General features: G+C 72.2%; 17 protein-coding genes. 2 read left to right on the forward strand and 15 right to left on the reverse strand.

The window, feature by feature from the left end; translation table 11 throughout:
• Positions 1-493 precede the first annotated feature (493 nt).
• Positions 494-1,729 carry an NAD(P)/FAD-dependent oxidoreductase gene (locus ACIPN7_RS27190; RefSeq protein WP_400549872.1) on the forward strand — a complete coding sequence of 412 codons (1,236 nt, stop codon included), beginning with the start codon at positions 494-496 and terminating at the stop codon, positions 1,727-1,729.
• Between the two features lie 22 nt (positions 1,730-1,751).
• Positions 1,752-3,113, forward strand: coding sequence for a DUF4232 domain-containing protein (locus tag ACIPN7_RS27195; RefSeq protein ID WP_400549874.1), 1,362 nt, complete (start codon positions 1,752-1,754; stop codon positions 3,111-3,113).
• On the opposite strand, the gene ACIPN7_RS27200 is transcribed toward ACIPN7_RS27195, so the two are convergent.
• The 15 genes from ACIPN7_RS27200 to ACIPN7_RS27270 form a co-directional block, all read right to left on the reverse strand.
• Complete coding sequence (locus ACIPN7_RS27200) at positions 3,110-3,757, reverse strand: hypothetical protein (RefSeq protein ID WP_400549876.1); 648 nt, start codon at positions 3,755-3,757, stop codon at positions 3,110-3,112. The genes ACIPN7_RS27195 and ACIPN7_RS27200 overlap by 4 nt on opposite strands.
• Before the next feature lie 46 nt (positions 3,758-3,803).
• Positions 3,804-4,436: a hypothetical protein gene (locus ACIPN7_RS27205; RefSeq protein ID WP_400549878.1), complete on the reverse strand. Its 633-nt coding sequence runs from the start codon at positions 4,434-4,436 to the stop codon at positions 3,804-3,806.
• A gap of 71 nt (positions 4,437-4,507) precedes the next feature.
• Positions 4,508-5,620, reverse strand: coding sequence for a 3-deoxy-7-phosphoheptulonate synthase (locus tag ACIPN7_RS27210; protein ID WP_377231953.1), 1,113 nt, complete (start codon positions 5,618-5,620; stop codon positions 4,508-4,510).
• A gap of 285 nt (positions 5,621-5,905) precedes the next feature.
• A complete protein-coding gene (locus ACIPN7_RS27215) occupies positions 5,906-6,637 on the reverse strand; it encodes a glutamine amidotransferase (RefSeq protein WP_400549880.1) in 732 nt (243 codons plus the stop codon).
• A 31-nt stretch (positions 6,638-6,668) separates the two neighbouring features.
• A complete protein-coding gene (locus ACIPN7_RS27220; protein ID WP_400549882.1) occupies positions 6,669-7,469 on the reverse strand; it encodes an ABC transporter permease in 801 nt (266 codons plus the stop codon).
• Positions 7,466-8,449, reverse strand: a complete 984-nt coding sequence (locus ACIPN7_RS27225) for an ABC transporter ATP-binding protein (RefSeq protein ID WP_400549884.1) — start codon at positions 8,447-8,449, stop codon at positions 7,466-7,468. The genes ACIPN7_RS27220 and ACIPN7_RS27225 overlap by 4 nt, the downstream gene beginning before the upstream one ends.
• Before the next feature lie 26 nt (positions 8,450-8,475).
• Positions 8,476-9,282: a hypothetical protein gene (locus ACIPN7_RS27230; RefSeq protein WP_400549886.1), complete on the reverse strand. Its 807-nt coding sequence runs from the start codon at positions 9,280-9,282 to the stop codon at positions 8,476-8,478.
• An 11-nt stretch (positions 9,283-9,293) separates the two neighbouring features.
• On the reverse strand, positions 9,294-10,085 hold the full coding sequence (locus tag ACIPN7_RS27235; RefSeq protein ID WP_400549888.1) for a hypothetical protein: 792 nt from the start codon (positions 10,083-10,085) through the stop codon (positions 9,294-9,296).
• Complete coding sequence (locus ACIPN7_RS27240; protein ID WP_400549890.1) at positions 10,082-11,029, reverse strand: ATP-binding cassette domain-containing protein; 948 nt, start codon at positions 11,027-11,029, stop codon at positions 10,082-10,084. The genes ACIPN7_RS27235 and ACIPN7_RS27240 overlap by 4 nt, the downstream gene beginning before the upstream one ends.
• The gene (locus ACIPN7_RS27245; protein ID WP_400549891.1) at positions 11,026-11,400 is read right to left on the reverse strand and encodes a GntR family transcriptional regulator; all 375 of its coding nucleotides are present in this window, start codon (positions 11,398-11,400) and stop codon (positions 11,026-11,028) included. Before ACIPN7_RS27245 ends, ACIPN7_RS27240 begins: the two co-directional genes overlap by 4 nt.
• A 151-nt stretch (positions 11,401-11,551) precedes the next feature.
• On the reverse strand, positions 11,552-12,658 hold the full coding sequence (locus ACIPN7_RS27250) for an aspartate-semialdehyde dehydrogenase (protein ID WP_400549893.1): 1,107 nt from the start codon (positions 12,656-12,658) through the stop codon (positions 11,552-11,554).
• Between the two features lies 1 nt (position 12,659).
• Positions 12,660-13,937, reverse strand: a complete 1,278-nt coding sequence (locus ACIPN7_RS27255; RefSeq protein ID WP_400549895.1) for an aspartate kinase — start codon at positions 13,935-13,937, stop codon at positions 12,660-12,662.
• 150 nt (positions 13,938-14,087) lie between these two features.
• Positions 14,088-14,861 (reverse strand): TSUP family transporter, encoded by a 774-nt coding sequence (locus ACIPN7_RS27260; protein ID WP_400549897.1) that lies wholly within the window; start codon positions 14,859-14,861, stop codon positions 14,088-14,090.
• Between the two features lie 76 nt (positions 14,862-14,937).
• Entirely contained in the window at positions 14,938-15,852 is a 915-nt protein-coding gene (locus ACIPN7_RS27265; protein WP_400549899.1) for an RNA polymerase sigma-70 factor, read from the reverse strand.
• Entirely contained in the window at positions 15,849-16,775 is a 927-nt protein-coding gene (locus tag ACIPN7_RS27270) for an NAD-dependent epimerase/dehydratase family protein (protein ID WP_400549901.1), read from the reverse strand. Before ACIPN7_RS27270 ends, ACIPN7_RS27265 begins: the two co-directional genes overlap by 4 nt.
• Positions 16,776-16,874 lie beyond the last annotated feature (99 nt).

Raw genomic sequence — 16,874 nt, forward strand, 5'->3', positions numbered from 1 at the left:
GCGGCAGAAGACCACCCAGATCAGTGGCCGGGACGCGGTGGAGACGGTGACACCGACGGGGCACACCTACGTCTCGGTCGCGCCCGCACCACCGGAACCCGTCAGGACCAGCGAGACCACGATGACTCCTGAGAGCACCACCGTGCCAGCTCCCGATCGTCCCGCGACCCCGGGCTGGACCCCGGCCGTGAACATGACGGGTCCGAGCAAGGGACGCACACCCCGCAGCCGCTACCAGATCGGCTGCCACACCAACCCCCGCAACAGCCCGGTCCCCTACCGACCAGGCCCACAGAGCCGGCGCCGTCCGCCACCCCGCCCAGCCCCGCCGTCGGCCCGGCACCACGGAACCCGCCGGCCCGACCTTTCCTGGGCCCACCCCACCTGACGCCCTGCCCGAGCAGCGCGCCCGGGAACTGGTGCCCGCATCCAGCTCGGGTGCAAGACTGATCGCCTACCCGAAGCCCGGGAGTCCGAGCCCAGGAGGAGTCCAATGAACCCGTACGTTCTGATCGGTGGTGGACTGACGACGGCCCGCGCGGCGGAAGCGCTGCGCAACGGGGGATACCGCGGCGATCTCGTGGTCGTCACCAGCGAGCCCCATCATCCGTACGAGCGCCCGCCGCTGAGCAAGGACTACCTGCGCGGCGAGGCGGAGCGCGACGTCGTCTTCCCGCTGGACGAGACCTGGTACCGCGAGCACGAGGTCACCGTCCGCACCAACGAGACCGTGGTCGGGCTGAACCCTGACGAGCACACGCTGACCCTGTCTGACGGTGCCACGCTCCCCTTCGCCAAGCTGCTCCTCGCACCCGGGTCCACGCCGCGACCGCTCGATGTGCCGGGCACCGATCTCGCGGGCGTGCACTACCTGCGCACGATCGACGACTCCGACCGCATCTCCAGCATGCTGCTCGAGGCCTCGCTGGAGGGGGTGGGCCGGGTCGCCGTCGTCGGCGACGGCTGGATCGGGCTCGAGGTCGCGGCGTCGGCCCGGACCCTCGGGCTGGACGTCACGATCGTGGGCCGCGGGACGCATCCCCTGGGCCGCGTCCTGGGACCGGAGATGGGCGACTTCTACGCCGGGGTCCACGTCGAGCACGGCGTGCGCCTACTGCGTCGGACGTCGGTCTCGGGGTTCCAGGGCGCGGAGGGCCGGGTCACCGGGGTCGACCTGTCGGACGGGACGCACATCGGCGCCGACGTCGTCGTCATCGGCGTGGGCGCGACCCCGAACATCGGGCTCGCGGAGGTCGCCGGGCTGGACCTGCGGGCCCCGTCCGAGGGCGGCGGCATCGTGGTCGACGGCACGCTCACGACGTCGCACCCGGACATCTTCGCCGCGGGCGACGTGGCCAGCATCCCCTCGCCGCACTACGGGCGTCCGCTGCGCGTGGAGCACTGGGCCACGGCGGAGCGGACCGGCGCGCACGCCGGCCGCGCGATGCTCGGCGCCACCGATCCGTTCGACCGGCTGCCATACTTCTACAGCGACCAGTACGACGTCGGCATGGAGTACACCGGATGGGTGGACGTGCCCGGCGGGTACGACGACGTGGTGATCTCCGGCGACCTGAGCGCCCGCGAGTTCGTGGCGTTCTGGCTGCTCGACGGGCAGGTCGTGGCCGGGATGGCCGTGAACGTGTGGGAACAGATGGACCGTGTGGAGGAACTGATCAGGTCTCGGAGGAAGGTTCCGCGCGAGGAGCTGGACGCCTTCGTGAGCTGAGGCGCGGTGGGACGATCGCGGGGTGCCGCCACACCGCCGGGTCCTGCTGCTCACCACCGCGTCTGCGCTCGTCCTCGCCGGGTGCACCCCGGGGCCGCCGGACGAGGTCGAGTCGGCCGCGGAGGCGGTGCGCGCCCTACCCGGCGTCGCCGACGTGGCGGTGACCAGGACGTTCGGGCCCGAGCCCGTCCAGGGCAACTTCGGGCAGCGGAGCGAGGCGGCGCCGAGCACCGTCAGTGTCGAGGTCGCCCTGACGGCGGCGCTCGATCCGCATGCCGCGGGCGAGGCCGCCGCCAGTGCCCACCGGCTCCTGGCGGGGGCGGCAAGGGACGTGGACGAAACCGAGAACGTCACCGTGACGTCGGACTTCGTCGGGTCGGGACTCAGTGTCCGTGCCGGGCCGAACACCGCGGCCGACATCGTGGTCGACGCCGTCGAGGACGGCTACGACCTGCTCGCGGCAGGAGCCACGACCGTCGGCCTCGGGCTGGGCGAGGGCAATGGCTCGGACCCGCTCGCCGCGACCGCGCACGTCGCCGCGGCCGCTCCGGACGACCTGGTCGACGTCGCCGAAGCGGCCGACGAGCTGGACCGCCGGGTCGAGCTGGAGGCCCCCGGCGCCCGCTACCGCTCGGCGGCCAGTGTGCCCGACGTCGACACGGTCCGGCTGCTGGTCGCCGCGGCGGGCCAGCCCGGTGTCCAGGACGCCACCTACCTCGCCCAGGAACGACGACTCACGCTCCAGTCCGATGCTGAGTCAGGCGCCCAGAGCCTTGCTGACCTGCGACGTTGGCTCGAGGCGCGGGACTTCGCCACGGTGGACGCCCCGGTGGCCTACACCGTCCTGGACGCGGGGTACGCCGAGACGACCGGCTGGGTGTCCGGCGCGGAGCCCGCCCCGCGCTCCCCAGGGCCGGCCGGCGGGGCGACCCCCTGGCCCGACGACCCCGCTGCCCTCGACTGCACGGGGCAGGACCTGGAGGTCACGCTCGGCGTCGTGGACTCGGCGGCGGGCACGCGGGGTGTCTCGGTCCGGGCCCGCAACGTGTCGGGACAGCCGTGCGCCCTGAAGGGCGTGCCCGACCTCGTCTTCGAGAACGCGGCCGGGCAGCCCCAGCCGGACGTCACGGTCCAGCCGTCCGATCCCCGCGAGCTGCCCGCCCGCGTGGTGGTGCCCGACGGTGGGGCCGTGCTCGCCCTCCTGCTCTGGCACACCATGTCGACGGCCAACGACCCGGACACCACCACGACGGTCCAGGTCACCCCGGTCCCGGGCGCCGACCCGGTGCCGCTCGACGCGACGACGGACGGGACACCGGCGACGGGGCTCGACGTCCTCGACGGCGCGGAGGTCCGCGTCGGACCCTGGATGCAGGGCGATTAGCGCTCGCACGCCTCCTGCAGCGCACGGTCGAGGCGACCGGCCGTGGGCTCGGCCCCGCCGACGGCGATCATTCCTTGCAGCGGCAGGGGCAGCTCGCGCTCCACACCGAGTACGCGGACCGTGAGGTCCGCGGTGTCGAACACCATCCAACCGCCGGAAATCGGGAGGTCACCCTGCGGATCGACGATCCACATGGTCGCCTCACGGTCGGGCGGGATGACCACCCGGTCCGAGGTCTGCGAGCGGTCCGGCGCGCCGTCCGCGGCGTTCTTCAGGTACAGGTAGTCGTCCCGGAAGTCGTCGGCCATCGGCTCGAACCGGAACACGTCCGGAATCGTGCTGATCACCGTGACCGGCCACGGCGAAGCGTTCCGCACCGTCTGCACCAGCACGACGTCCTCGTCCGTACCGAACAGCGCCCACAACCCCTCCCCGGGCACGCAGTCCGGGAGGGTCGCGCCTGCCCCGCTGTGGCTCCCCGAGCCGAGCCCCACCACGGCCGTCCGGGCCGCGATCTGCCAGGCTGCGACCCCCGCGACCAGCGCCAGGGCCACGCCGGCCCCCACGATCCGGACAACCCGCCGCCCGCGGGGCTGCTCACCCTGCACGGCCTCGGCCGGCTCCACCCCTGCGACACTGGTCATGGCCGGACAGTAGGGGCAGATCGCCCGGGCAGTCCACAAAACGCCCTCAGGCGTCGCACGCCTCCTGCAGCGCCGCGCCGAGCCGGTCGCCGTCCGTGCCACCGCCGACGTAGAGGGTGCCGGGAAGCTGGAGCGAGGACTCGCGCTCCACACCGAGCGTCCGCAGCGTCACGGGCACCTCGTCGAACGAGTACCAGACGCCGGAGTCCTGGACGCTGCCACGCTGCGGGTCCACGATCCACAGCGTGACCGCACGCCCCGGCGGGAGCACGACCTGGCCGGAGGTATCGGCGGGTGCCGCGCCGTCCGGCGCGGCCGACACCGCGGTGTCGTCCCCCGGTTCGTCGCTCAGGGCCCCGAACCGGTAGACCTCCGGATCGGAGCTGGTCACCGTGACCGGCCACCGTGACGGGTTGCGGACCGTCTGCCCCACGACCACGTCGTCGCGGGTGCCGTACACGGCCAGGGCCATCCGGGGAAGGCAGTCCGGAAACGCCATGCCTCCGCTCAGGGTGACGCCGTCCGCCACGATCCGGGCGCTGCGCGCCGCGTACTGCCAGACGCCGATGCCGGCGACCAGCGCCACCACCACGACGGCCGCGCCCACGATCCAGGCGGTCCGGCGGGACCCCCGCCGTCCCGACGCTCCGGCGCCCTCGACCCCACCCATGTCCACCATCCGCACAGGATAGGGGGCGGGAACACGGAACCGGCCGGGCGCCAAGGCGCCCGGCCGGTTCCGAGACGAGATCAGCCGCGCCGCTCGCGGACCGCCTTGGCGAGGTCGCGGAGCAGGTCCTCCGTGGTGTCCCAGTCCATGCACTTGTCGGTGACGGACTGGCCGTACGTGAGCTCCGACAGCGGGCCTGGCTGCTGCGCGCCGGCCTCGATGAAGCTCTCCATCATGAGGCCCGTGATGCCGTGCTCGCCGTCGGCGATGCGGTTGGCGATCTCGTGCACCACGCCCGCCTGGCGCACGTGGTCCTTGCCCGAGTTGCCGTGGCTCGCGTCGACGATCACGCCGTTCTCGACGGCGCCGCCGAGTCCGGAGGTGCGCGCCACGCGCAGGGCGGCGGCGACGTCCTCGGCCGAGTAGTTGGGTCCCGACCGCCCGCCGCGCAGGATCACGTGGCAGTCCGGGTTACCCGTCGTCTCGACGGCGGCGGCGCGGCCCTCGGCGTCGGCACCGAAGAAGGTGTGCTCGCTCGCGGCGGTGATGCAGCCGTCCACGGCGATCTGCACGTCGCCGTCGGTCGCGTTCTTGAACCCGACGGGCATCGACAGGCCCGAGGCGAGCTGCCGGTGCACCTGCGACTCCACGTTGCGGGCACCGATCGCACCCCAGGTCACGGCGTCCGCGATGTACTGCGGGCTGGTGGGCTCCAGGAACTCGGCCCCGGCGGGCACGCCGGCGTCGAGCACGCCGAGCAGCACCTCGCGGGCCAGGTTCAGGCCGTGCCGCACGTCGTGCGACCCGTCCAGGTGCGGGTCGTTGATGAGGCCCTTCCAGCCCACCGTGGTGCGCGGCTTCTCGAAGTACACACGCATCACCACGACGAGGTCGTCGGACAGCTCGCGCCGGAGCGCGGCGAGCCGGGCAGCGTAGTCGAGCGCGGCCACCGGGTCGTGCACCGAGCACGGGCCGACGATCGTCAGCAGCCGGTCGTCCTCACCGGTCAGCACGTCGCGCACCTCACGGCGGGACGTCGTGACGAGGTCGCTGCGGGCGGTGCCGAGCGGCATCGCCTCCAGCAGGCTCCGCGGGGCGGGCAGCGGGTCGAGAGCGCGGATGCGCAGGTCGGAGGTGCGGGTACCGAGGTCGGTGGTCGCCTCGGTGCTGGGTTCCGCGGGGGTGATGCTCATCGGGATCGGGGCTCCTGGTTGGCGGGGTCTGGTTCGAGGAACCGGACGGCCCGCCACCGACTCCTGGTCCGGAGCGGCCCGTCTCGGTAAAGACGAAGGGCCTGGACGCGATCGGCGTCCCAGGCCCTGGCTCCGGGTGGAAGGTTGGTCAGGCGTACGCCCGCCGAGCTCCACCAGGAGCCGACGTAAAGCGCCAATACCAACGGATGTCCACGGCCAAAACGGTAGCCCCACCCCCGGCGACTGTCTACCGGATCCCAGGATGCGGTCGATCACACCCCGCCGCTACCTCGCGTAACGGTCCACGAACGCCCGCGTGATGCGCATCGGCTCGGTGACCTCCACGGCGAGGCAGCGCTCTCGCACCGCCTCCGCCTCCTCGGGCGGGAAGTAGCCGTAGTCGCGGTAGACCGCGATCCGCTGGCCGATTCCCGGGCCGTCGAGCTCGGGGTGGAACTGCGTGGCGTACAGGTTCTGCTTGATCCGGAACATCTGGACCGGGCAGCCGGCCGACGACGCGAGCAGCACCGCGTGGTCGGGCAGCTTGCGCACCGCCTCCTTGTGACCGACGTACGCGGCGAACGAATCCGGGAGCCCGGCCAGCAGCGGGTCGTCCGCCGCGCCCGGGGTGAGCTCGATGGTCACGGGCCCCACCGGCTCGGCGTAGGTCGCGTCGATCACCGCGCCCTGGTGCGCCCCGAGCGTGCCGACGCCGTAGCAGGCGCCCAGGAACGGGAAGTCGCGCGCCACGACCTCGTCGAGCAGCCCCATGAGCTCGGCCTCGACGCGCCGCTGCACGGGACCCTTCCGCTCCGCGGGGTCCGAGGAGTTGAAGGGTCCCCCGCCGACGATGACACCGGAGTAGTCGTCCAGGTTCACCGGCGGCAGCGGGTCGCGCTCGAGGCGGACCCGGTGCAGCTGCTCCGGTTCGAGGCCTCCGTACCGGAGGAACGCCTCGTGCTCACCGTCCGCGGCGAGGTCCTCCGCACGCGTCGCGAGCAGCAGAAACGGCTTCATGACACGAGCGTAGGGGACCCCTGACCAGGGGTCACGTCCAGCGGAAGAGCTTCACGCCGAGCGGGAAGAGCACCACCGTCCAGGCGACCAGGACCAGCACCTGAGCCAGCGGAAAACCCTCGGTGCCGAACCAGCCGACGGTCAGTCCCTGGGCCGCCGCGCCGAGCGGGAGGTAGAGGCCGATCGTCTCCATCCAGTCCGGCATGACGGACAGCGGGACCCACACGCCGGAGAACATCAGGGACGGGAAGTAGAGCAGCATGCCCAGCCCGGACGCCGTCGCGCCCTTCTCGGCCCGCGCCGCGACCAGCAGCCCCAGCGAGAACATCGCGGTCGTCGAGAGCACCAGGACGAGCAGCACCGTGAGCGGATCGGCCGCGAACGGGACCCCCAGCACCACCATGCTGCCGACGACGGCCGCGCTCGTGGACACGATGAGAGCCAGCACGTTGATCACCAGGTGCGCGCCGATCAGGTTCTGCGGCGGCATCGGGGTGGTCGAGAGCCGCTTGAGGATGCCCTTCTCGCGAAAGGTCGCGAACTGCACCGGCATGGTGGTCAGCGCGATGGTCCCCACCGCGAGCGCGATGATGGTGGGCAGGTAGCTGGTCACACCGGGCGCCTCGTTCCAGGGTGGCGGCGCGTCGGTCATCGGCTTGGAGAAGTCGGGGATGGCCAGCCCGAGGCCGAGCAGCAGCAGGCTGGGGAAGACGAGCGCGAAGAAGACGCCGGTCGGCTCTCGCAGCCACACCTTGAGCTCGGTGGTGAACAGGGTGCCGAAGCCCCTGGCCCGCAGGCTCCCCGGGACGACGACGGTCCGGACGGCGGTCATGCCGCCACCTCCTCGTTCTCCTCAGCCCGGTACTCACGACCGGTGACCTGCACGAACACGTCCTCCAGGGTGCGTTCGACGGTCCGCACGTCGTCGGGGACGACGTCGGCGGCCGTGAGCGCCTGCACGACGGCGAACAGCACCCTGCGGGTGCCGGTCACCTCGATCTCGTCCCCGGCGGGGACGACGGCGGCGACGTCGGCGTCCCGCTCGGAGAGGGTGGTGAGCAGCCGGGCCGCGCGGGCGCGAGCCCCGTCGTCCGCGAACCGGAGCCGGACGCCGCGGTGGCCTTCGAGCCCCTCGATCAGGGCCGCGGGCGTGCCCTCGGCGACGATGCGGCCGGCGTCGATCACGACGAGCCGGTCGCAGAGCCGCTCGGCCTCGTCCATGAAGTGGGTGACGAGCAGCACGGTCACGCCGGAGTCGCGGACGCGTTCGACGAGGTCCCAGGTGGCGCGCCGGGCGGCGGGGTCGAGGCCGGTGGTGAGCTCGTCGAGGATGGCGACCTGGGGCCTGCCCACCAGGGCGAGCGCGATCGAGAGCCGCTGCTTCTGCCCGCCGGACAGCTTGCCGAACTGCTGGTCGCGCTGCGCGGTCAGGTCGAGCAGCTCGAGCAGCTCGGCCGAGTCCGCCCGCTGCGGGTAGAAGGAGCCGAAGACGTCGAGCGCCTCGCCGACGGTGATCTTGTCGTGCAGGGCGGCCTCCTGGAGCTGCACGCCCACGTGCTCGCGCACCGCGGTGGGGTCGGCCTGCGGGTCGTGGCCGAGGATCCTGACGGTTCCGCCGTCGGCGTGCCGCAGCCCGGCGACGCACTCGACGGTGGTGGTCTTGCCGGCCCCGTTGGGGCCGAGGATCCCGAAGATCTCGCCGCGCGCGACCTGGAACGACACGTCGGCGACGGCGGTCTTGGGCGTGGCGCCGCGACCGGCGCCGGGATAGGCCTTTCTGAGGTGGCGGACTTCGACGACTGGGGACGTCATGGTCACTCCTTCTGGGGTCGGGGGGGTCAGGCGGCGCGTACGGGCGCCGTGCGCAGCAGGGCCCGGAGCACGACGGCGGCGAGGACGGCGGCGAGCGCGGCCCCGCCCAGGCCGATCAGCAGGGTCGCGAGACCCTCGGACGAGGGCACCTCGGCGTGCTCGATGTCGGGCACGAACTGGACGTTGGCGATCGTGCCGACCACACCGGTGCGGGTTGCGAGGTCGGCGAGCACGGCGGGCAGGGCCAGGGGAACGATCAGGAGCGTCCCCCAGGCGCCGGTGTGCGTGAAACCGAGGCCGATGCACGCGCCGACGAGGATGTAGGTGATGAGCACGAGGGCCTCGGCGGCCGTGGTGCCGAGCACCGTGAGGGGCGAGTCGAAGGGCAGCGCGCCGAGCCGGCGCCAGGTCATCCCGAGCGACGTGCTGAGCAGGCGCTCGCCCAGCAGGGCGAGGGTGGTCACGACGCTCCAGCCCGCGCCGACGACGACGGCACCGCGCACCACGCCCTCGGACATGGACCGGCGGCTGCCGCCCGCAGCCACGTGGAGCGTGAGGATGCCGGAGGACGCGAGGACGCCGAGCGCGATCATCGGCCAGCGGGCGGCGCCGAGGGTCGCGTCGAGCGCGCTGATCTCCAGGTCGTTGCCGGCCGCGGCGTTGCCGACGGTGATCCCGACGGCGTAGAGCGCGTAGACGCCCCAGAACCAGATCCCGACGGTGACGCCGGAGCCGCGTAGCCGCCGGGCCACGCCGGCGACGCCGCGCAGGTGCCCGGCCCGGGCCAGGTTGATGCGGCCCATCGTGGTCTCCTCGATGGTCGGTGTTGTCATGGTCGTGCCCCTCAGACGGAAGGTCGCAGCGGGATGGAGCGCAGCGGGGCGCTGAACAGCCAGGCCGCCAGGGCGACCGCGAACGCACCGCCGACGAGGCCCAGCAGCACACCGGCTCCGCCGTCCGGCAGCCTGTCCAGGCCCACGACCAGGGCCGTGACACCGGTGTGCGACGCCAGGTCGACCAGCGCCGCCGGGACGAGCGCCGCGAACACGTACGCGATGCCCCGCAGCACGCCGAGCCGGTAGTAGCCGGCCGAGATCGCGGCACCGGCCAGGTAGTACGTGGCTGCGACCAGCGCCTCGGTGACGAACGTCAGCGCGATGCCTCCGTAGCCGTCCACCGGCAGCCCGTACTCGCGCGCCCAGGTCAGGTCCAGCGCTCCGAACAGCGCGCGCTCGCCGACCATGTACAGCGCGGTGACCAGGCCGATCAGCGCACCGCCGACGAGGGCGCCCTGCACGGTGCCGGCCGCGAGCGACCTGCGGGTGCCGCCCGCCGCGACGTGCAGCCGGAGGTACGCGGCGGGGACGATCATGCCGAGCACCAGCACGAACCACCGGGACGAACCACCGATCTGGGCGTCGACGACTCCCTGATCCAGGCCCGAGCCGTACCGCACGTTGCCCAGGATGACCGCCACGGCGACGACCACGAAGATCGCCCAGTACCAACCGCCGATGACGCTCACGATCCGCACCGTGACCGCGGCCGCCCGCCGGGCGCCACGCCGGTCGGCCGCGCGGACCAGGTCATCCCGGCCCGAGCGCGCGGTGACGGCAGGGGCCGTCGCAGCACTCATCGCTGCACGCTCCCCGGACTGGTCAGGCGGACGAAGAGGTCCTGCACCGGGACGGCGCCCACCTCGACGCCGGCACCGCGCGCGGCGGCGAGCTCGTCGTCGTCCAGGGCGCCCTCCAGCGTGACCTGCACGGTCGCGCCGAGCTGCTGGCGGTGCAGCACCCGGCGCTCCCCCGCGATCCGCTCGACCGCGTCCTTGGTGCCGGTGAGGCTGAACCCGCGCGCCCGCATCTGGTCGGCGGACTCGGCCAGGAGCACCCGCCCCCGGTCGATGACCACGACGTCCTCGAACAGCCGCTCGACCTCCTCGACCAGGTGGCTCGACAGGAGGATCGTGCGCGGGTGCTCGGCGTAGTCGGCGAGGAGCTCGTCGTAGAACGCGTACCGCGTGGGCGCGTCCATGCCGAGGTACACCTCGTCGAAGATCGTCAGCGGCGCGCGTGTGGCCAGGCCGATCGTGGCCCCGACCGCCGAGCGCTTGCCGCGCGACAGGGCCGACGGGTTCTTGCGGACGTCGACCTCGAACAGATCCAGAAGGCGCTCCGCCGTCTCCGCGCTCCAGTCCGGACGCATGTCGGCGTAGTACTTGAGCGAGGTGGAGACCTTCTCTTCGGTCATCAGGTCGCCGCTCTCCCGGACGAGCTGCGTGCCCGAGGTGATCCACGGGTTCTCCCACGGGTCCTCCTCCTCGCCCTCCGGCCCGACGACGACGGTGCCGCTGGTCGGGCGGGTGAACGCCGCCAGCAGCGAGAGCATGGTCGTCTTGCCGGCGCCGTTGCGGCCGAGCACCCCGGTGATGACCCCGGGCCGGATCGCGAGCGTGGCGCCGTCGAGCGCGGTGCTGGCGTCGTCCCGGACCATGGTGCCGTTCTGCAGCATCCGGTGGCTCCTGCCGAAGTGGACGACGACGTCGTCCAGCCGGGCTCCGAAAGGTGCGGTCGTCATGACTCCTCCGTGGTCCGCTTGCCGGTGCCGAGGACGTAGGCGACGACGTCCTCGGTCGAGATCCCGAGGATGTCCGCCTGCTGCAGCGCCGGGGCCAGGACCTCCTCGAAGTAGCGCTTGCGATGGTCCTCGAGCAGGCGCTCCCTGGCCTGCGGCGCGACGAACATTCCCAGGCCGCGGCGCTTGTAGAGCACGCCCTCCTCGACCAGACCGGCGAACGCCTTCTGGGCGGTGGCCGGGTTGATGCGGAACGTCGTCGCGAACTGTGTGGTGGACATGACCTGTTCCTCCTCCTTCAGCTCACCGGCGAGTACCTGCGCGCGGATCATCTGCGCGATCTGGATGTAGATCGGCTCGGGCCCGTCGAACACCGGCTCACCCCCTCCATTGGTTCATTACTTGACTAATGAACCATAGATGCGGGAGCCGGCGCAAGCATGTCGGGGAAACTCGTGCGAAGAAGAAGAGGGGCGGGACGGACAAGTAGTCCGTCCCGCCCCTCGGCGGTGCTGCGGGCGTGCTCTACGTGTCGGCCGCCTCCGCGGCGTCGAGCACCGCGAGCTCCGCCAGGTCGTTCGCGATGAGCTCCGCGATCTGGATGGTGTTCAGGGCCGCCCCCTTGCGGAGGTTGTCGTTGCTGACGAACAGGACGAGGCCGCGGCCGTCCGGCACGGACTGGTCCTGCCGGATCCGGCCCACCAGGGACGGGTCGACGCCGGCCGCCGCGAGCGGCGTCGGGACGTCGGCGAGCTGCACGCCCGGGGCGTCGGCCAGCAGCTTGCGGGCCTCGTCCGGCGTGATGGGCCGGGCGAACTCCGCGTGCACCGAGAGCGAGTGCCCCGTGAACACGGGCACGCGCACGCACGTACCCGCCACGGCCAGGTCGGGCAGGCCCAGGATCTTGCGGGACTCGTTGCGGAGCTTCTGTTCCTCGTCGGTCTCACCCGAGCCGTCGTCGACCAGGTTGCCGGCCAGCGGCAGCACGTTGAACGCGATGGGCGCGGCGTAGATCGTGGGGTCCGGCAGGTCCACGGACCCGCCGTCGTGCACCAGCCCCTCGATCTCCTGCCCGACTGCGGCGCGCACCTGCCCCGCGAGCTCGGCCACGCCGGCCAGGCCGGAGCCGGACACCGCCTGGTAGGTCGCCACGCGCAGGCGCTCCAGCCCGGCCGCCTGCGCCAGCGGCGAGAGCACCGGCATCGCGGCCATCGTGGTGCAGTTCGGGTTGGCCACGATGCCCTTGACGGCGTCCCCGATCGCGTCGGGGTTCACCTCGGAGACCACCAGCGGCACCTCGGGGTCGCGCCGCCAGGCCGACGAGTTGTCGACCACGAGGGCGCCCGCGTCCGCGAACCGGGGCGCGTGCTCGCGGGACGTGCCCCCGCCGGCGGAGAAGAGCGCGATGTCGATGTCGGCGAGGTCCTCCGTGGCGGTCGCGGCGACGTCCTCGACGGGCACGTCCACGCCCGCGAACGGGAGGGTGGTGCCCGCCGAGCGGGCCGAGGCGAAGAACCGGATCGCCGCCACGGGGAACTCCCGCTCCTCCAGGAGGCGGCGCATGACGGCGCCCACCTGGCCGGTGGCGCCGACGACGGCGACGTTGACGCCCTGTTCGGAGATGGCAACCATGTCAGCGCCCCGTTCCCGCGTAGACGACGGCCTCGCCGTCGGACGCGTCGAGCTCGAACGCGGTGTGCACCGCGCGCACCGCGTCGTCCAGCGAGTCCGCGCGGGTCACCACGGAGATCCGGATCTCCGAGGTGGAGATCATCTCGATGTTGATGCCCGCATCGCGCAGCGCGCCGAACAGCCGCGCCGAGACGCCCGGGTGCGACTTCATGCCGGCGCCCACGAGCGAGAGCTTGCCGATCTGGTCGTCGAACTGCAGCGAGTCGAAGGCCAGCTCGCCCTGCACGGCGGTGAGGGCGGCCATGGTGGCCGGGCCGTCGCCGTCCGGCAGCGTGAACGAGATGTCGGTGAGGCCCGTGGCCGCGGCCGACACGTTCTGCACGATCATGTCGATGTTCGCGCCCGCGCCGGCGACGACCTCGAAGATGCGGGCGGCCATGCCGGGCACGTCCGGCACGCCGATCACGGTGATCTTGGACTCGGAGCGGTCGTGCGCGACACCGGAGATGATCGGGGCTTCCATGGCGTTCTCCTTCGACTTCTTCTCGGCCGCGACCACCCGCGTGCCGTCGTGGGCGCTGAACGAGCTGCGCACGTGCACCGGCACGCCGTAGCGGCGCGCGTACTCCACGCTGCGCAGCGCCAGCACCTTGGCGCCGCAGGCCGCGAGCTCCAGCATCTCCTCGTAGGAGACCTCGTCGATCTTCCGGGCGGCGGGGACGATGCGCGGGTCGGCCGTGAACACGCCGTCCACGTCGGTGTAGATCTCGCAGACGTCGGCGTTCAGGCCGGCGGCGAGCGCCACGGCGGTGGTGTCCGAACCACCGCGGCCGAGGGTGGTGACGTCGTTCGTGGCCTGGGTGACGCCCTGGAAACCGGCCACGATCGCGACCTGTCCCCGGTTCAGCGTCTCGCGGATGCGGTGCGGCACGACGTCGACGATCCGCGCCCGACCGTGCACGGCGTCCGTGATGACGCCGGCCTGCTGGCCCGTGTAGGACTTGGCCTTCACGCCCAGGTTGGTGATCGCCATCGCGAGCAGCGACATGGAGATGCGCTCGCCCGCGGTGAGGAGGATGTCGAGCTCCCGCTGGGGCGGGAGCGGGGTGATCTGCTGGGCGAGGTCGAGGAGCTCGTCGGTGGTGTCGCCCATGGCGCTCACCACCACGACCACGTCGTTGCCCGCTCGCTTCGCCTCGGCGATCCGCTTGGCGACGCGCTTCACGCTGCGCGCGTCCCCGACCGAGGATCCGCCGTACTTCTGCACGACAAGTGCCATGCGCCTGCCTTCCGTTGCCGGCCTCCGTCTGTCTCAACGGCCCGCCGGGTGGTTGGGTTTGCGGATCGATGGTACGACGGCGGGAATTCCGGGCGCTGAGGCGTTCACCGTGCGGGACGCCGGGCGTCCACCGGGCGACGCTCGTGGCGCTCAGGCGAAGAAGACGTCCCAGGCCAGCCGGGCGATGAGGGCGCCCACCACGATCACGAAGACCACGCGGACGAACTTCGAGCCCTTGGCCACCGCCATCCGGGCGCCGATGTAGGCGCCGACGAGGTTGGCCACGCCCATCCCGAGGCCGAGGGACCAGATGACGGCGCCGCTCGGGACGAAGAAGATGAGCGCGCCCAGGTTGGTCGCGAAGTTCACGATCTTCGCGATGGCCGACGCCGGGAGGAACGAGTACCCGAGGAAGCTCACCAGGCTGATCACCAGGAACGTGCCGGTGCCGGGCCCGAGCAGCCCGTCGTACGCGCCGATGAGCAGGCCGATCAGCGCCGCGATCCGCTTGTGCCCGTTGCCGACCCAGCGCAGGTTGTCGTGCTGGCCGACGTTCGGCTTGAGCAGCGTCCAGGTCAGCACGCCGACGAGCACGACGAGGATGATCGGCTTGAAGAGCTGGGCCGGGATGTGTGACGCGCCGACCGCACCGCCGAACGCACCGACCAGCGCCGCGACAGCCATCGGGCCGGCGGTGCGCATGTCCGGCTGGACCCGCCGGTAGTAGGTGATGGCGCTGGTGGAGGTGCCCATGATGCTGCCGAGCTTGTTCGTCGCCAGGGCCTGCACGGGGCTGATCCCGGGTACGAGCAGCAGTGCGGGAAGCTGGATGAGCCCGCCCCCGCCGACGACGGCGTCGACCCAGCCCGCGGCAAGGCCGGCGAGCAGGAGCAGGACGATGGTGAGCAGATCGAGTTCGGGCACGCATGCATTCTGCGCGAACCGCGCGCTTCGTCCCGCCCCGTCTCGTTCCCGGGAGGCGTCTCGTTCGCCCGGACGCTCACGGCCGGGGCTGTCGCACGATCTCCCATGCGTCGGCGACCGGGCCGACGTGGCGGAGCTTGTCGGGGTTGATGACCGACCGGATCACCTGGATCCTCCCGCCGACGACGTCGAGCGCCAGCACGTTGATCACCTTGCCGTCGGCGTCGCGGATCACCGCGCCCGGCTGCGCGTTCACCTCGTGCGGCTCCGCGGACACACCCGTGCCGGCGAAGCGCTGACCGAGCCCGCCGAGCATTCGTGCGACCTTGTCGACGCCCACGACCACCCGCATCCACTGGGGTGCCTTGCCGCCGCCGTCGCCGTAGACCTCGACGTCGGCCGCCAGCAGCTCGCGCAGCCCGTCGACGTCGCCTTCGACGAGCGCACCGAAGAACCGCCCGGCCAGTTCCTCGCGCTCCTTGCGGTCGACGTCGAACCGTGGTCGCTCGTCGTCCATGTGTCGTCGGGCACGCGCGGCGAGCTGCCGGCAGGTCGCCTCGGACTTCCCGACCACGCCGGCGATCTCGCGGAAGGGGAATCCGAACACGTCGTGCAGCACGAACACCGCCCGCTGCTCCGGGCTCAGCCGCTCCAGCACGAGGAGCGCCGCCATGGACACCGAGTCGGCGAGCTCCGCCGTGTGCTCAGGATCGGCGTACGGGGCCGGGGCATCATCGGTCAGCAGGGGTTCGGGGAGCCAGTGACCCACGTAGGTCTCGCGCCGCACCCGCGCCGACCGCAGCACGTCGATCGAGACCCGGGTCACGACCGCGCACAGGAAGGACTTCAGCGACAGCGGCGGCGCGGCGCTCGCCTGGTAGCGGATCCAGGTCTCCTGGACGGCGTCCTCCGCCTCGCCGACGCTGCCGAGGATCCGGTAGGCGATCGAGAACAGCAGCGGTCGCAGGTCTTCGAACTCGTCGACGCTCACGCGCTCACCCCCGCGACGTGCCGGAATCCCTGGCGCCACGACGGCCAGGCCGGCTCCCAGCCGAGCGCCCGCTTGGCGCGCTCGTTGGACGAGCCACGCGTGCGGGTCAGCATCGAGACCGCCACGTCGCCGGCCGCGAGCCGGACCAGCCACAGCGGCAACCGCAGCGGTGGCTTCGCGCCGACGCACCCGGCCAGGTACGGCAACCACTCCGACGCGGGAGCCGGCTCGTCGTCCACGACGTTGAACACGCCGCGCACGTTCTTCTCGAGCGCGAGCACGGTGGCAGACGCGGCATCGTCGAGGTGCACCCATGACATGTAACCAGGCCCACCGCCTGCCAGGGGGAACTGGCGCTTGCGCACGATCTCGGCCATCACGTCGTCGGGGTCGCCGTAGAAGCCGCCGTACCGCAGCACGGTGCCGTCGACCGCGCGCACGGCAGCCTCGAGGTGACGGATCGCCGCCAGGCTCTCGCGCTGTGCCGCGGGCGGTGTCGGGTCCAACGGGTCGTCCTCGTCCTTCACCCAGCCGCCGGTGCGCTCGTTGGTCCAGCCCGTGTAGCTGCCCGCCACGACGTGCGGCACGCCGGTGGCCTGAGCAGCGGCGACCAGGTGGTCGATGCCCTCCGTGCGCAGCCGGTTGGTGACCGCGAACGACCGGTCGAACTGCTTGGTGGAGATCCCGCCCGCGAGAGCGGTCATCTGGTGCACGACCGCGTCCGGGCGCACGGTCGCGACCGCCTCACCGACGGCGGCGGCGTCCAGGCCGTCGACGACGATCGCGGTCGCGCCGAGGTTCTCGATCCGGGCGACCTTGGCCGCGCTCGTCGTGGTCGCGGTCACCTGGTGACCACGCTGGACGAGCTGACGGACCAGCCGGGGTCCGATGGCGCCGGTGCCACCTGCCAGGTAGACGTGCATCGCTCTCACCTCTCGTCGCTGATGTGGACGATCCCGAGACGATATGCCCGCGCGAGAAGTGACAGCCCGCATGTCGGTGCCGACCCGTAGGCTGACCTC

Source organism: Promicromonospora sp. NPDC090134 (assembly GCF_044746965.1).
GTDB lineage: Bacteria > Actinomycetota > Actinomycetes > Actinomycetales > Cellulomonadaceae > Promicromonospora.

Coding starts and splice junctions, on each gene's coding strand:
- ACIPN7_RS27190 (WP_400549872.1), top strand. CDS start 494: ATGAACCCGTACGTTCTGATCGGTGGTGGACTGACGACGGCCCGCGCG.
- ACIPN7_RS27200 (WP_400549876.1), bottom strand. CDS start 3,757: ATGACCAGTGTCGCAGGGGTGGAGCCGGCCGAGGCCGTGCAGGGTGAG.
- ACIPN7_RS27205 (WP_400549878.1), bottom strand. CDS start 4,436: ATGGTGGACATGGGTGGGGTCGAGGGCGCCGGAGCGTCGGGACGGCGG.
- ACIPN7_RS27210 (WP_377231953.1), bottom strand. CDS start 5,620: ATGAGCATCACCCCCGCGGAACCCAGCACCGAGGCGACCACCGACCTC.
- ACIPN7_RS27215 (WP_400549880.1), bottom strand. CDS start 6,637: ATGAAGCCGTTTCTGCTGCTCGCGACGCGTGCGGAGGACCTCGCCGCG.
- ACIPN7_RS27220 (WP_400549882.1), bottom strand. CDS start 7,469: ATGACCGCCGTCCGGACCGTCGTCGTCCCGGGGAGCCTGCGGGCCAGG.
- ACIPN7_RS27225 (WP_400549884.1), bottom strand. CDS start 8,449: ATGACGTCCCCAGTCGTCGAAGTCCGCCACCTCAGAAAGGCCTATCCC.
- ACIPN7_RS27230 (WP_400549886.1), bottom strand. CDS start 9,282: ATGACAACACCGACCATCGAGGAGACCACGATGGGCCGCATCAACCTG.
- ACIPN7_RS27235 (WP_400549888.1), bottom strand. CDS start 10,085: ATGAGTGCTGCGACGGCCCCTGCCGTCACCGCGCGCTCGGGCCGGGAT.
- ACIPN7_RS27240 (WP_400549890.1), bottom strand. CDS start 11,029: ATGACGACCGCACCTTTCGGAGCCCGGCTGGACGACGTCGTCGTCCAC.
- ACIPN7_RS27250 (WP_400549893.1), bottom strand. CDS start 12,658: ATGGTTGCCATCTCCGAACAGGGCGTCAACGTCGCCGTCGTCGGCGCC.
- ACIPN7_RS27255 (WP_400549895.1), bottom strand. CDS start 13,937: ATGGCACTTGTCGTGCAGAAGTACGGCGGATCCTCGGTCGGGGACGCG.
- ACIPN7_RS27270 (WP_400549901.1), bottom strand. CDS start 16,775: ATGCACGTCTACCTGGCAGGTGGCACCGGCGCCATCGGACCCCGGCTG.